At 53.6% G+C, this 14179-nt stretch carries 13 protein-coding genes and 2 tRNA genes; 7 read left to right on the top strand and 8 right to left on the bottom strand.

Annotated elements, in window-relative coordinates; translation table 11 throughout:
* Positions 1-20 precede the first annotated feature (20 nt).
* From glyS to WA429_RS17620, 5 genes are all read right to left on the bottom strand, one after another.
* Positions 21-2084, bottom strand: a complete 2064-nt coding sequence (glyS, locus tag WA429_RS17600; RefSeq protein WP_287466239.1) for a glycine--tRNA ligase subunit beta — start codon at positions 2082-2084, stop codon at positions 21-23.
* 3 nt (positions 2085-2087) lie between these two features.
* Positions 2088-2978 (bottom strand): glycine--tRNA ligase subunit alpha, encoded by an 891-nt coding sequence (locus WA429_RS17605; protein WP_287466238.1) that lies wholly within the window; start codon positions 2976-2978, stop codon positions 2088-2090.
* 249 nt (positions 2979-3227) lie between these two features.
* Positions 3228-3452 carry a hypothetical protein gene (locus WA429_RS17610; protein ID WP_101245752.1) on the bottom strand — a complete coding sequence of 75 codons (225 nt, stop codon included), beginning with the start codon at positions 3450-3452 and terminating at the stop codon, positions 3228-3230.
* Between the two features lie 75 nt (positions 3453-3527).
* Positions 3528-4313, bottom strand: coding sequence for a tRNA1(Val) (adenine(37)-N6)-methyltransferase (locus WA429_RS17615; protein WP_068519576.1), 786 nt, complete (start codon positions 4311-4313; stop codon positions 3528-3530).
* Positions 4314-4337: 24 nt separating this feature from the next.
* Entirely contained in the window at positions 4338-4598 is a 261-nt protein-coding gene (locus WA429_RS17620) for a putative signal transducing protein (RefSeq protein ID WP_068519575.1), read from the bottom strand.
* A 282-nt stretch (positions 4599-4880) separates the two neighbouring features.
* On the opposite strand from WA429_RS17620, the gene WA429_RS17625 reads away from it, so the two are divergent.
* The 6 genes from WA429_RS17625 to WA429_RS17650 all read left to right on the top strand — a co-directional run bounded on the left by WA429_RS17625 (position 4881) and on the right by WA429_RS17650 (position 10137).
* Positions 4881-5891, top strand: coding sequence for a polyprenyl synthetase family protein (locus tag WA429_RS17625; protein ID WP_114113829.1), 1011 nt, complete (start codon positions 4881-4883; stop codon positions 5889-5891).
* 99 nt (positions 5892-5990) lie between these two features.
* A tRNA-Pro gene (locus WA429_RS17630) sits at positions 5991-6067 on the top strand.
* 222 nt (positions 6068-6289) lie between these two features.
* Positions 6290-6366: transfer RNA gene (locus tag WA429_RS17635), tRNA-Pro, on the top strand.
* A gap of 598 nt (positions 6367-6964) precedes the next feature.
* Positions 6965-8026, top strand: a complete 1062-nt coding sequence (locus WA429_RS17640) for a TRAP transporter substrate-binding protein (RefSeq protein ID WP_068519573.1) — start codon at positions 6965-6967, stop codon at positions 8024-8026.
* 112 nt (positions 8027-8138) lie between these two features.
* The gene (locus WA429_RS17645) at positions 8139-8723 is read left to right on the top strand and encodes a TRAP transporter small permease subunit (protein ID WP_068519572.1); all 585 of its coding nucleotides are present in this window, start codon (positions 8139-8141) and stop codon (positions 8721-8723) included.
* Positions 8724-8745: 22 nt separating this feature from the next.
* Complete coding sequence (locus tag WA429_RS17650; RefSeq protein ID WP_068519571.1) at positions 8746-10137, top strand: TRAP transporter large permease; 1392 nt, start codon at positions 8746-8748, stop codon at positions 10135-10137.
* A gap of 151 nt (positions 10138-10288) precedes the next feature.
* On the opposite strand, the gene WA429_RS17655 is transcribed toward WA429_RS17650, so the two are convergent.
* On the bottom strand, positions 10289-11425 hold the full coding sequence (locus tag WA429_RS17655) for a DUF2336 domain-containing protein (RefSeq protein WP_068519570.1): 1137 nt from the start codon (positions 11423-11425) through the stop codon (positions 10289-10291).
* Between the two features lie 433 nt (positions 11426-11858).
* Between WA429_RS17655 and WA429_RS17660 the strand changes: the two genes are divergently transcribed.
* Entirely contained in the window at positions 11859-12257 is a 399-nt protein-coding gene (locus tag WA429_RS17660; RefSeq protein ID WP_082817864.1) for a c-type cytochrome, read from the top strand.
* A gap of 101 nt (positions 12258-12358) precedes the next feature.
* Here WA429_RS17660 and WA429_RS17665 read toward each other — a convergent pair whose 3' ends face one another.
* Together WA429_RS17665 and WA429_RS17670 are read right to left on the bottom strand one after the other, a co-directional pair.
* On the bottom strand, positions 12359-13099 hold the full coding sequence (locus tag WA429_RS17665; protein WP_206927011.1) for a DUF6969 family protein: 741 nt from the start codon (positions 13097-13099) through the stop codon (positions 12359-12361).
* Positions 13100-13288: 189 nt separating this feature from the next.
* Positions 13289-14161: a formylglycine-generating enzyme family protein gene (locus tag WA429_RS17670; protein WP_287466237.1), complete on the bottom strand. Its 873-nt coding sequence runs from the start codon at positions 14159-14161 to the stop codon at positions 13289-13291.
* Between the last annotated feature and the right edge of the window lie 18 nt (positions 14162-14179).

Below are 14179 nucleotides of genomic sequence, written 5' to 3' on the forward strand. Positions count from 1 at the left end.
GCCCCGCAACCTTGACCTATTTACGATTCGATCTTCGAGAAGTCGGCAATGTCATGCAACGCAGTGCGAATTTGCGCCAACAGCTTAAGACGGTTGGCGCGCTCGTCTGCATTGTCACTATTTACCGTGACCTTTTCGAAGAATGCATCGACCGGTTCACGCAACCGCGCAAATTCGGCCATAGCCGCGGCATAATCCTCGTCACGCAGAAGTGGCAGGGCCTTATGCCGGACATCAATGAGCGCCTCATACAGCTTGCGTTCTTCTTCCTCGCGCAGAAGAGATGCGGAAACGTCCGCATCATAGGACGTATTGTCCTTTTTCTCTTCGATGCGCAGGATGTTGGACGCGCGCTTGTAGCCGGCCATAAGGTTGACGCCGCTTTCACCAGAGACAAAATCGGAAAGCGCTTCAACACGGGCCAGCAGGCGGACAAGATCGTCCTCGCCATCCAGTGCAAACACGGCTGAGACCAGATCATGGCGCACACCCTGTTCACGCAGATGGACTTTCAGGCGGTCTGCAAAGAAGGCCAGAAGGTCTTCGACCGCCTCGTCACGACGAATGGCTGCCGGATACTGGGAGACGGCGAATGCAAATGCGCGACGCAGCGGCAAACGCAAGCCGTTTTCCAGAACCAGACGGATGACACCCAGTGCCGCACGACGAAGCGCAAACGGGTCTTTTGAACCGGTTGGCTTTTCATCGATGGTAAAGAACCCGGCAAGGGTATCGAGCTTCTCTGCCAGTGCCACCGCAACCGAAACCGGGGCGGTCGGACAGCTATCCGACGGGCCGGCAGGTGCATAATGTTCGGCAATGGCATTGGCGACTTCCGGGGCTTCGCCGTCATTTTCGGCGTAGTATTTACCCATCAGTCCCTGAAGTTCGGTGAATTCGAACACCATCTGCGACACCAGATCGGCCTTGCCGATTTCTGCCGCACGGTCTGCCAGTTTGACATCGCAATTCGGAATGTCGGCAGACAGTTCACGCGCAAGGCCCCGCAAACGCAATACGCGTTCGGCAAGTGATCCAAGTTTGGCGTGGAAGACGATGTTATCAAGTTTCGGCAGACGCGATTGCAGCGTCACTTTCCGATCCTGATCCCAGAAGAATTTGGCATCATGCAGACGCGCACGCAGAACACGCTCGTTACCGGCGATGATTTTGGCGTTGTTGTCGGCAGTCACCATGTTGGAAATCGTGATGAAGCGCGCAGCAAGTTTGCCGTCCTTGTCTTCAACAACGAAATATTTCTGATGTTCACGCATCGAGGTTTCCAGAACCTCGCGCGGGATGTCCATGAACTGGTCGTCGACCTTGCCCATGACCGGAACCGGCCATTCAACCAGACCACAAACCTCTTCAAGAAGACCATTATCTTCAAGAAGCTCATATCCTTCGGCAGCGGCCAGTTTTTTGGCACCTTCAAGGATAACCTGCTTGCGCTCTTCGCGGTCAATCATGACCTTGGCAGCGCGCAGTTTTTCCTTATATTCCGCAGCATTGGCAACGCTGAATTCCGCCGGCGCCAGGAAGCGATGACCACGTGTGCTGTCACCAGCGGTTACCGGACCATAGGTTACCGGGATCACCTTGCCGTCAAACAGGCACAGGATGCGGTCAAGCTGACGAACCCAGCGGACTTTCTGATCAGCCCAGCGCATGGATTTCGGCCATGGCAGTTTGTTCATCGCATCTTCGATGATGTCCTTGATCACCTCGGATGCCGGGCGGCCTTTCTGCTCGACAATTGCAAACAGGAAGACACCCTTGGGCGTTTCGCGCTTTTCGCACTGTTCAAGGGTCACACCATTGCCGGCAAGGAACCCGCTGATGGCCTTTTCCGGGGCATCGGCACGCGGACCGCGGCGTTCTTCGCGCAGGTCAGGCTGCTTTTCCGGCAAACCGTCAATGATCAGCGCCAGACGACGCGGGGTCACAAGTGCCTCGACATTATCAAATGCAAGGTCGGCGGCCTTCAGGCCATCCGTCACCAGTTTCGACAGGTCTTCGCTTGCACGGGCCTGCATACGGGCCGGGATTTCTTCGGAAAACAGTTCAAGCAGCAACTCGGCCATAACTTATGCCTCCTCTTTCAGATGGCCGCGCGACCGCAGCCACGCCTCGCAGCAGGATTTCGACATGTCACGAACACGACCGATATAGGCCGCACGTTCGGTAACCGAAATTACGCCGCGCGCATCAAGAAGGTTAAAGAGATGGCTTGCTTTCATCGCCTGTTCATAGGCCGGAAGCGCCAGACCGCGTTCGATATTCACCGCACACTCGGCCTGTGCATCCTTGAAGTGCTGGAACAACATATCGGTGTTCGCGACTTCAAAGTTATAGGTCGATTGTTCAACTTCGTTCTGAAGGAATACTTCGCCATAGGTCACGCCCTGACCGTTATAATCAAGGTCATAGACGTTTTCGACGCCCTGGATATACATCGCCAGACGTTCCAGACCATAGGTCAGCTCAACCGGAACCGGGTTACATTCATAACCGCCGACCTGCTGGAAATAGGTAAACTGGGTAACTTCCATGCCGTCAAGCCAAACTTCCCAGCCAAGGCCCCATGCACCAAGGGTCGGGCTTTCCCAGTCATCCTCGACAAAGCGGATGTCATGGGCCATCGGGTCAATGCCCAGATGTTTCAGCGAGCCAAGATACAGATCCTGCGAATTGCTGGGCGACGGTTTCAGCAGAACCTGGAACTGGTAGTAATGCTGCAAACGGTTGGGGTTCTCGCCATAACGACCATCGGTCGGGCGACGACATGGCTGCACATAAGCCACATTCCAGCTTTCCGGACCAAGCGCGCGCAGGGTTGTCGCGGTATGGAAGGTACCGGCACCGACTTCCAAGTCATATGGCTGAAGGATGACACATCCCTGATCAGCCCAATAGCTTTGCAGTCGAAGAATGATTTCCTGGAATGAAGGGGGACGTTGCGACCCGTCGAGCGCCATGGCGCGAACTCTCTATTACTGTTGCCTATAAATTAGAGCGGCAAGCTACCGCCCTGCCCCCTCGCGGTCAAGAACGCAAAAGCCCTGAGACACGCTGAATTTGCAACCCTTGCATCCGGGCTGGCCTTCTTATGCCGCATTGCAGCAACATAGATCAACGATCCGATCCGGATTTCCAAGCAAAATTCGCGCAATTTCACCCAAAGTCGTAGCCCGGAATGCTTTTATATACGGGCAAGAATATCAGCCTCAGGCATCGCAGCGATGGGCTGAACCCTCGGCATGGTAAACACCACAATCAGGGCATTTTTCCATTTCCTGCGCGGCGGGCGCGGACTGTTGGTTTTTCTGGGCGCGGGTTTGTTTGGGCTGATCCTTGGTCGGGACCTGTTTGGCACGGTTAAACAGTTTGAAACCTTGCCAGACGACAACAATGACCAAGGCAGTGAAGATTATTTTCGAAAAGCTCAGCATATCCGGTCCCAAAGCACCCAAATTTCCGTGACACAGGCCACAGCCATGTCGCACTTATAGGGAACTCTGTGCGATTTAGAAACCGGGCAATGGCAACGGATTGCGCAAAAGTATGTCAGTTTCGGGCAAATATGCCCCCGCCGCATCATGCAGAACAATCCCGCGCCGCATGCAAAGCGGGGATGCCACACCCTTTCTGGCCGATACAATGACCCGTAAAGGTGCATCTGAATCGGCCTTGGACCAGATCGGGTAAACTGTCATGTCACCGGCACGACCATGCAAAAGCCCGATGATACGGTCCAGATGATCCGCACGATGCACAAGGGTAATGCGGCCCTTTTGCCGAACCATCTTAAGGCAAAAACCGATCCAGTCTTTCAGATCGGCACTGCCTTCCTGATGGGCGGTCGCGCGGCTTTCATTGGCCGGTCGCGTGCCCCCGGCATAATAGGGCGGATTTGAAATCACCTGATCGAAGCTTTCCGCGACAAGCGGCAAGCTGGCATCATTGATATCACCGTGAACCGGGTTGACCCGGCCCGCCAGTTCATTTTCCACGACGTTGCGGCAAAACAGTGCGTACAAGTCATCCTGAAGTTCGACCCCGGTAACCTTTGCATCCTCAAGCCGCTTGGCAACACAAAGCCCGGCGGACCCCACAGCCGCCCCGACATCCAGAATTTTTTCATCCCGCCTGGAATTGATCGAAACAGAAGCGGCCAGCAACACCGCATCGACTGCCGCGCGATAGCCGTCCACCGGCTGTTTCAACGTCACCGCCCCACCCAGCAGATAATCATGACTGATGCGTGCTTCCGGAAAATCAGGGACGTCTATTGCTGCCACTGCGCTTGCCATCAGATCAAGGTCCTGCCTGCTGTGTTATTCCGATGCCAGGGCGTCGGAGGATGAATTGGTCGCAGCGTTATGCGCATCCAGATCGCGTCTGGCAATATCGAGAATGTATTTCGCCCGGCTTTCGGCTTCGCCATCCACCATCAACCGGCGGGGAAGTGCACCAATCGATCCTTCGATGATGCTGGCATGATAGTCAAAGATATGACTTGTGATTCCTTCGTCCGCCAAGACCGATTGCGCCCAGCTCAGTTCGATCGGATCATTGCTGCGAAAGAGTTCAATCATCTGGCATTTCCCCTGAAACTTTGGTGTTGCCTGCGTCCTGCACCTTTGGATCGGAACGACAGGAACAGACTATATGTAATATAATGTAGGGGCTTGCAGACAGAGATTTCAAAATTCTGTCGGCAAAACCGCAATTTATCGGGAGAAATCCAGATCACCCGATACGATTTGTCCACTTGACCATGGTGCCTTGGCCTATCTATGTTGAGGCCGCCTGGTGTTATTTGCGATCTTCGCCCAAAGCAGGCAGCGAAGATGCCATTGAGATAGTCGGAATACAGCGTGACCAATACCGCACCGCAGCCTAAGACTCAGCCGAGCCTTGATTCACTGATCAACCTTGTCGACGCCGATATGAAGCGTGTCAATCAGGTGATCATCGACAACATGCACAGCGAAGTCGCCCTGATTCCGCAATTGGCAACCCATCTGGTTGCAGCCGGCGGCAAGCGCATGCGTCCGATGCTGACACTGGCCGCAGCCCGGTTGTGCGGATATGGCGACGGCCCGCATGCGGTTGATCTTGCCGCCTGTGTCGAATTCATCCACACCGCAACGCTTTTGCATGATGATGTGGTCGATGAAAGCCAGCTGCGCCGGGGTCAGGCATCGGCAAATGCCCTGTTTGGCAACGAAGCAAGCGTTCTGGTCGGGGATTTCCTGTTTGCGCGCGCCTTTGTGGTCATGGTCAAAACCGGATCGCTGCGCGTTCTTGATATTCTGGCACAGGCATCGGCTGTCATTGCCGAGGGCGAAGTCCTTCAGTTGTCGACGGCAAACGACATGGGCACGACCGAGGAAGCCTATCTTGAAGTTATCACCGCCAAAACCGCGGCCCTGTTTGGCGCAGCATCACAAATTGGCGCGGTGATTGCCAACCGCTCCGCCGAAGACGAAGAAGCCCTGCGCCTTTATGGCATTTATCTTGGCACGGCATTCCAGCTGATTGACGATGTTCTGGATTATTCGGCCCATCAGGCAACACTTGGCAAAACCGTCGGCGATGATTTCCGCGATGGCAAGGTGACGCTGCCGGTCATTATTTCCTATGCCAAGGGCGATGATGAAGAAAAAGCATTCTGGCGCCGCTGCATGGAAGATCAGGATTTCAAAGACGGCGACCTTGACCGGGCGCAGACCCTTATTCGCAAATATGATGCCCTTGATGCGTCCATGGACCGGGCCCGCGAATACGGCCAGATGGCGATTGATACACTTGCCCGTTTTGAAGATGGCGCGATCAAGGATGCGATGATCGAAGCGGTAGAGTTCTGTATTTCCCGCCCTTATTAACGGCCATACCCCAAACGCATGCCGGGGTCGTTGAAGTTTGTCGTAAAAATATCTTGCGTCATGCTTCATAAACCAGTATCACCCGGCTTCGCAGAATGACGGAGCGTAGCTCAGCCTGGTAGAGCACTGTCTTCGGGAGGCAGGGGTCGGAGGTTCGAATCCTCTCGCTCCGACCATCATTCAAAGGCCCTGAAACGTTTCGGCGTTTCGGGGCCTTTTGCGTTTTACCCGCCGCGATCGGCAACTCCCCCCCCCGGTTCGCCCCAGCCCAGAGGTGATCTTTATCGCTTTCGGGCAACCGGGTGCTGAAACATCAGATTTCGACGAATTTTTTCACCCGAAACAGCCGGATTATGCTTGATCCGCGCCGAAAGACGGGCTAAACCTCCGCCCACTGACGGAGCGTAGCTCAGCCTGGTAGAGCACTGTCTTCGGGAGGCAGGGGTCGGAGGTTCGAATCCTCTCGCTCCGACCATCAGTCGGGCGGTCTTTCATTGAAAGATCGCCCGTTTTTATTTCCGGTGTTTTCATCCTCGAAACTTCATGATGATCGGTCCCTTCCCATCCGGTCTGGTCGATGATGTCAGCCATCCCCCTTTGACGGTTTGACAGATGCAATGGCCCGAACGGTTTCATGACGCGGGCACCCCATGCCCACTATCCATTCCGGTAGCTGTGCCCGCCCCGCGACAAGTTATTCCCTGCTCGGCCAAAATCGCCCCCCCGATTCCATCTGGCAAAAAGCCGACTCCGCCCTATTAAATTCGGCGGAATGGCAAAAACTATGTAGTTTATAAGGATTCTAACCGCACCATCACCAAAAGCCGGATGAAATCGGCATTTCAGTGCGCAATTCCTACTTTTGAATAGTAATGCAAGTTCTTTTTTGCCCGAACGGAAAGATATTTTCTTGCGCAACGGGCTAAACAAACTTGCCCATACTTGCGAAATACGCTTATGCTTCGCCCTGCAACATAAAGATCGGGGAGAAAACCGCCCAATAATAAAAGCAAAAGGCGGTAGTCGACCTCACGTGGTATTACCAATTTCGGACTTCTTAGGGAGGAAGACGAATGACTTTTTCTAAATTGCTCAAGTCGGCAACCTGTGCCGCTGTTCTTGCTGCAGCTGCATTTTCTGTGGCGCCGTCTGATGCAAATGCTCAGGAGCGTGTTCGCTGGAAAATGGGCTCGACCTATCCGGGCAGCCTGACCCAGCTTGGTACGCTCGGTAAGCGCGTCGACGACAAGATCGACGAAGTTTCCGGTGGCAACATCAAAATCAAATTCTATGAGCCGGGCGCACTTGTGCCGGCACTTGAAGTTTTCGATGCCGTTTCGACCGGCTCGATTGATGCCGCATTCTCCACACCGGGCTACTGGGCAGGTAAAGTTCCGGCACTGCAGCTGTTTGGATCGGTTCCGTTCGGTCCGCAGGCTGGTGAATATCTGGCCTGGGTCAAGTTTGGCGGCGGTCAGGAAATCTTTGACAAGCTGTATGCCGAACATGGCATCAAGTCGCTGTTCTGCGGCCTGATCGCACCGGAAGCATCCGGTTGGTTCTCCAAGGAAATCAACACGGTTGAAGACCTTAAAGGTCTGAAAATGCGCTTCTTCGGCCTTGGCGCAAAGGTCATGGAAAAGCTTGGCGTTTCCACCCAGCTTTTGTCAGCAGGTGACATTTACCCGGCCCTTGAACTTGGCACCATTGATGCCACCGAATTCTCGATGCCCGCAATTGACCTTAAGCTCGGCTTCCATCAGGTCGCGAAATATTACTATTTCCCGGGCTGGCATCAGCAGTCGACCTTCTTTGATCTGATGATGAACAAGGAAAAGTGGGACGCACTGGACAAAACCCAGCAGGCACAGATCGAAGCCGTTTGTAACGACAACTTGGCTTACGGTTTTGCCGAAGGTGAAGCCATTCAGTTCGCAGCTTTGAAAGAGCTGCAGGAAAAAGGCGTCAACATCAAGAAATGGTCCCCTGAAATGCTGGGCGCGATGCGCGGAGCATGGGAAGAAGTTGCGGCCGAACTTTCGGCTGATGATGCTGACTTCAAAATGGCCTATGAGAGCCTCCAGGAGTTCCGTGCGAACTACAAAATCTGGAAAGACATCGGTTATCTCGACTAATCCGACAGGTCTGACTGACAGCTAATGCAGTCAATAAGAACAAGTCTCGGCAAGGCCGGGTGCCAGGTGCCCCCGGCCTTGACCGCGAATAAAAAAGACCCGGGAGACTTCTATGGAAGCGCTACTAAAAATCAGTGACAGCATGGACAATGTTGTTACCCGCGCGGGAAAGCTCGCTTCCCTGCTTGCCATTCCACTGATGTTCGTCATCATCTATGACGTGATCCAGCGCAAATTCGGCGGTCAGGGCTCCATCAAGCTGCAAGAACTTGAATGGCACCTGCATACCGGCCTGTTCATGCTGTGCTTTGGATATGGTTATGTTCGTGATTCCCACGTTCGCATCGAACTTATTCGTGACAATCTGCGCCCGCGCACGCGCGCCATCATTGAAATGATCGGCGGCATTTTGTGTGTCTTGCCGTTTTGTGCACTGGTTATCTATTTCGGTTTTGATTTTGTTGCCCGGTCCTATGACAGCCACGAGGTTTCGGCTGCTGCGACCGGATTGACCCATCGCTGGATTATCAAGTCCACCATTCCGATCGGCTTTGGCCTTCTTGCCATGGCGGGCATTTCCATCTTCCTGAAATGCTTCGTTTTTGTCTTTGGTCCGACCGACCTGCACAAGCGTGCCGGCTATTATGTCGGTACTCATCACGCAGACCTTGGCGATATCGCCAAAGTCGAAGACTAAGCGGAACAGGGATACATCCAAAATGGGTAACTTCTATATCGAAGACTGGTTTCCGCTGTTCATGTTTGCCTCTTTGGGCATTCTTGTTTTCACGGGACTTCCGGTCGCATTTGTCATTTCGGGCATCGGGATTGCCTTTGGCTTCCTTGGCATGGCCTATGACATTTTCTCGTTTATTGAATTTTTCAATATCGTTTCACGCATCTGGGGCGGCATCTCCGAAAACATGGTGATGGTTGCGGTGCCGATGTTCATCTATATGGGCACGATGCTGGAAAAAAGTGGCGTTGCAGAAGACCTTCTGGAATGCCTCAACATGCTGCTGCGGAAAGTTCCGGGCGGGCTTGCACTGTCTGTCACCCTGATGGGCACCATCATGGCTGCCACCACCGGCATTATCGGTGCATCGGTTGTCATGATGACGCTTCTGGCCCTGCCGGTCATGATGCGACGCAATTATGACCCGTCGCTGGCCACCGGTACGATTGCCGCATCCGGCACACTGGGCATTCTGATCCCGCCATCAATCATGCTGGTTCTGATGTCCGATCTGTTGTCGGTATCGGTCGGCAACCTGTTCCTGGCCGCGATCATTCCGGGTCTGCTTCTGGCAAGTCTTTATACGCTGTATATCTTTGTTCGCTGCCAGATCAATCCGTCCCTTGCACCGCCCCTGCCCGAGGGCGAAGCGGTTCACGGCATGGATCTGGTCAAGATGATGCTGCGCAGCTTCCTGCCGCCGGTCTTCCTGATTGTTCTGGTTCTGGGATCGATCTTTGCCGGGTTTGCCACCCCGACCGAGGCCGCCGGTGTCGGCGCGGTTGGTGCGACTTTCCTCGCCCTGGTCAAGGGACGTCTGAAATGGCCGGTCCTTAAGGATGTCTGCGAACGCTCCGCCCTGACCGGTGCGATGCTGTTCTTCCTGTTTGCCGGTGCAACGGTCTTTTCCTATGTCTTCCGCTCGCTTGGCGGGGATGACCTGGTGATTGACCTTGTCGAAGGCGCTGGACTTGGACCGTGGGGCATTCTGCTTTTGCTGATGCTGATTGTCTTCATTCTTGGCTTCTTCTTTGACTGGGTCGAAATCACCCTGATCGTTCTGCCGATCTTTGCCCCGGTTATTGCCCAGCTTGATTTCGGTCATCATCTTGATATCGGTGGTGTTGATGCCACCCATGCGCAGGTGCTGACATGGTTCGCGGTTCTGGTCGCAGTCAACCTGCAAACAAGCTTCCTGACGCCACCCTTCGGGTTTGCCCTGTTCTATCTTAAAGGTGTGGCGCCGAAATCGATCTCGATCCAGCAGATCTACAAAGGCATCATTCCCTTTGTTCTGCTTCAGGTTCTTGGATTGCTTCTGGTTATGTATTTCCCGGAACTGGCATTGTGGATGCCAAACACGTTCCTTGAATAACCGGTAACATCCGATCACATCAAAAAGGCGCTGTGCATCACACAGCGCCTTTTTTTGCTGCCTGCCGCCGACCGGGACCGCGCAAAACAAAACCGCCCGGATCATGGATCGGGCGGTTTTGTCAGATTCCGGCAATTCAGCAGCAGAACAATCAGGTATGCATTGCCCGTTCACTTGGCAATTGCAACATCCGCCCCATCAGATAATCGACGTCATCTGAATCGAATTCGACACCAAGATCGCCATACTGGGTCAGAACCCGTTCGATCATCCGGCGCGAATAGCGTTCCTTGTCCTGTTCTCCGCCATCAAAGGTGGTTTCGCGCGCGACTTCAATCGCGGCCCGGACACCCGGGAAGAAATGTTCAGGCAGCTTGGCCTTGTTATAGATCGCCTCAAGACCGAAAGGCCCGCTATCATGAATAAGAATGCGCGTATTGATCAGCGACACCCCGGCACGCTTGGCCAGCGCCGCCTCGAAGAAGGACACATCACCCATGCAAAGAGCGCGCAGGATCAACCCGCTCGTCAGACGATTATTGGTATAAAGATGTTCGACAAGCAATTCGACGTCGCGATCTTCGACACCATCGCCCAGAAGCCCGATTGTCGCGCTTTCCTGTGACTGGGTCATGACCGCGTTAACGATCCCTTCGGGGATGTGCCCGCGCGAAATCAGTTGCGAACGCATCCGTTCGGACACCAGCGTCACCAGCCGTTCGGCAATGGTAATCGGCAAGTGATTGCGTTCGATCATCGGTTTCTGGATGCGTTCATTGTCGCCAAAATCATTGACGACTTTCTGCAGGGAAACTTCGCTGATTTCAGCACCCTGGTTTGACATCAGGTCGACCATCACGTCTTCATGACCGATATCGACAAGGGTCGCAGATACAATTTCCGAAACATAGGCACGTGACGCAATGGCGCGCTGCTTTTCGACACTGTCGGCATTGTCACCAATGATATCGACCAGGTCTTCGTCGTTCAGAACTTCGGAAAATTCAAGAACCGGAAGCGCAACCTCATCCACATCACGGGCAAGCGTTGCGGCCACATCATGGGGAACAAGCGGTGTCTGGGCCAAGTTCTTCGCAAGCGCCTTGCGCACGCGGATCTCGGCATCGCGGATCATCAGTCGAAAGATATCTTCAGCCAGAACACGTTCACTCTCCGAGAGTGTATCCGTGGAAAATTCACGGCTAATCTTATCGGCTGTCTCAGCGCGGTTATCCCCCGAAGGGTCCTGAACCAGCTTGTTCAGATCGTCTTTTGTGATACGTGGCAATAGATATCTCCTGGCACGCTTCTCAACTGGCTGCCAATTCGCACAAGCAGATTATACTTTTGGCACTAAATCGACAAACATATTTTCCCCGTGCGGACGACAAGTTGCTGATTTTCAAACATCCTGCAGTTTTCATTGTTCAACTGAAACCTTCACAACCGCGTTCTGCCGTACAATTTGGCCTATGAAAAACAAACCATATGCGCCAACCCGACGTATCAGGAAATACCGTAAATTCATCCTGATTAATTGATGAAACTCAAATCCCTGACTTATCAGATATGGTAAGTCTCAGTGAGATTTTCCAATACCGGATGACATGGCAATTTTTTCCTGTGACGTTCTGCCGTGTTGACCTTGCGTTTACCCTGCGAAATGGTAGTCCGAAAACAGATTGTACCGATCGTCAAAAGAACCAAGAGAGAGATCCACAATGACCTATTTGCGCAAACTGTCTTTTGTCGCCAGTTCTCTGGTCATCCTCGCAACCGCGCCAGCAATGGCCGGGGATGCCGCAAATGGCGAGAAACTGTTCAAACGCTGCGCTGCCTGCCACAGCATTGAAGCCGGTGTGAACAAGGTTGGGCCAAGTCTTGCCGGGGCAGTCGGACGCGAATGCGGCACTGTTGAGGGCTACAAATACGGGCGCGGTTATCTGGCCGCCTGCGAGAAGGGCTTTGTCGCCGACGAAGCATTCCTGACCGACTACCTCAAAGACCCGTCTGCGAAACTCAGCGAGATCGCCGGTTCCAAGGAACGTTCGAAAATGGCGTTCAAACTCAAAAAAGATGAAGACGTCGCCGATATCATCGAATTCCTGAAAACCAAGTAATTCCGGTTCAGGACCATCCCGCGACTTCATATGAAAATGGCCGGCGCAAATACATGCAGCCGGCCATTTTGTTTTCTCGATCCGAAATTGGAACGCAGCAATTATGCGGCCTTGCGCCGTCTTCCCAACTCATCACCGATCGCACGGATCTGATCAACAACAGTGACATTTTCGGTTGATGTGACTTCAAGTTCGCGGTCTTCGTAAACATCGCGATCAGGGTGGGCTTCCTGCCAGCTGGCAACTGCAATGTCGCGTTTGCGGATCAATTCTTCGATTTGCGGGCGGAACAGCACCATCATCCCCGATACCCACCGGTTCACCGGCCAGGACGGCTGGGCATGATCGATCAGAAACCCGTCAAGCATATTGATCACGTCATCAGCATCATACCAGACTTCGCCGGTGACCCAGCGATTGGTGGTAAACAGCCGCTGACAAAAGCCGAATTCATCCATCGAAAAAGCGATCAAATGAGACAACGCGTCATTCGGGCCTTCGGGATATTCAAACCCGTCAATCTGTTTTGGCTTGCAATGGTCGGGCATGCCGCGCGGACGCATGAATGTATGGAAATGACCATGTTCATCCCATTCACGACGTTCTTCCTTGGGATGGGCATGATAATAGAATTGCGCATGTGACTGGCGATCATAGACATCGCCTTCGGGATAATGGGACCATTCATAAAAGGCCCCCGCCCCTTTGATCAGTTCACCAACAATGTTGTCGCCGGTTGCCGTCAAGACACGATGGCATTCCATAACATCGCGACCGGCAGCCAACATCCGTTCCAGTTGGCCCGTCGGCAGTGAAGTCCAGTCAATTTCAATATCGGTCATACAAACACCAGCATCTTTGCGATCCGCTCAGAATTTCCGCAAAGGCAGAATTATCGGCATTCATGCCCGCGGGCGAATGAACACCGATCAAGAGTTAGTGATTTCACGCTGGTTTGCAACAATGTTCCATCAAAACGGCCTGATTTAACAATGGAAACATCGCACACGGGATACGGACCGGACAGTCCATCAGTCCAGATACATCACCCGGAACCCGATCAGGATATGTTTGAGATGTTCCGGACGCCCATGCCGCGCCGCCGGTCGACAGACACCGCATCCCCGATCATCCCATGACCCGCCCTTGACCAGCCGATAGCCAGCCTGGGCCGATGTTGATGTCCATTCAAACACCTGACCGGCACCGTCATACAACCCGTACGGACCGGGCTCGAACTGTCCGACTGGCATTGTATCAAACGGTCCGCGGTCACCGCTATTGAGCCGATCGGGATCAAAAATATTGCCCCACGGATAAAATGCGCCTTCCGGTCCCCGTACCGCCTTTTCCCAATGAAGTTCACTGGGCAAGGCCCACTTTTTGCCGGTCTTTTCGCCAAGCCACTGCACATAAGCTTCTGCATCCTGCCAGGACACAAGAACAACCGGATGGTTGCCGCGCCCTCTGGGTGGTTTGCCCTTTGACCACAGGAACGGCTGTATGGTGTCAAAATTATAGATCAGCCCCTGCCGGTTCCATTCATCGCGCGTCATTTCCGGTGCCGGGTGCCCGGTATCTTCGATGAAAGCGGCGTACTGATCGTTTGTCACCGGCGTTTTGGCAATATGATAACTCAGAAGATGCACATGCCATTTGTCAGCTTCGATATCGTACCAGCGATTGCGTCGGCTCAGATCGTGACCATAGACCTGTTCGTCAATCTGATAGGCATACTGGCGTTCAACCGAATCCGATCCTTGCCAGAACCAGCCTGACGGGATTTCGACAACAGACGGTATATCACCGTCATTTGCCTGTGCCGGTGTGGCGGCAATCATCCCCAACAGAAATGCCGCTGCGCACATTTTATGAATAGATGCGATACTGTCCCCAACTCTCATATGCGAATTCCGTCCTGA

It is taken from the genome of Thalassospira sp. CH_XMU1420-2 (assembly GCF_037029325.1).
GTDB classification, from domain to species: domain Bacteria; phylum Pseudomonadota; class Alphaproteobacteria; order Rhodospirillales; family Thalassospiraceae; genus Thalassospira; species Thalassospira povalilytica.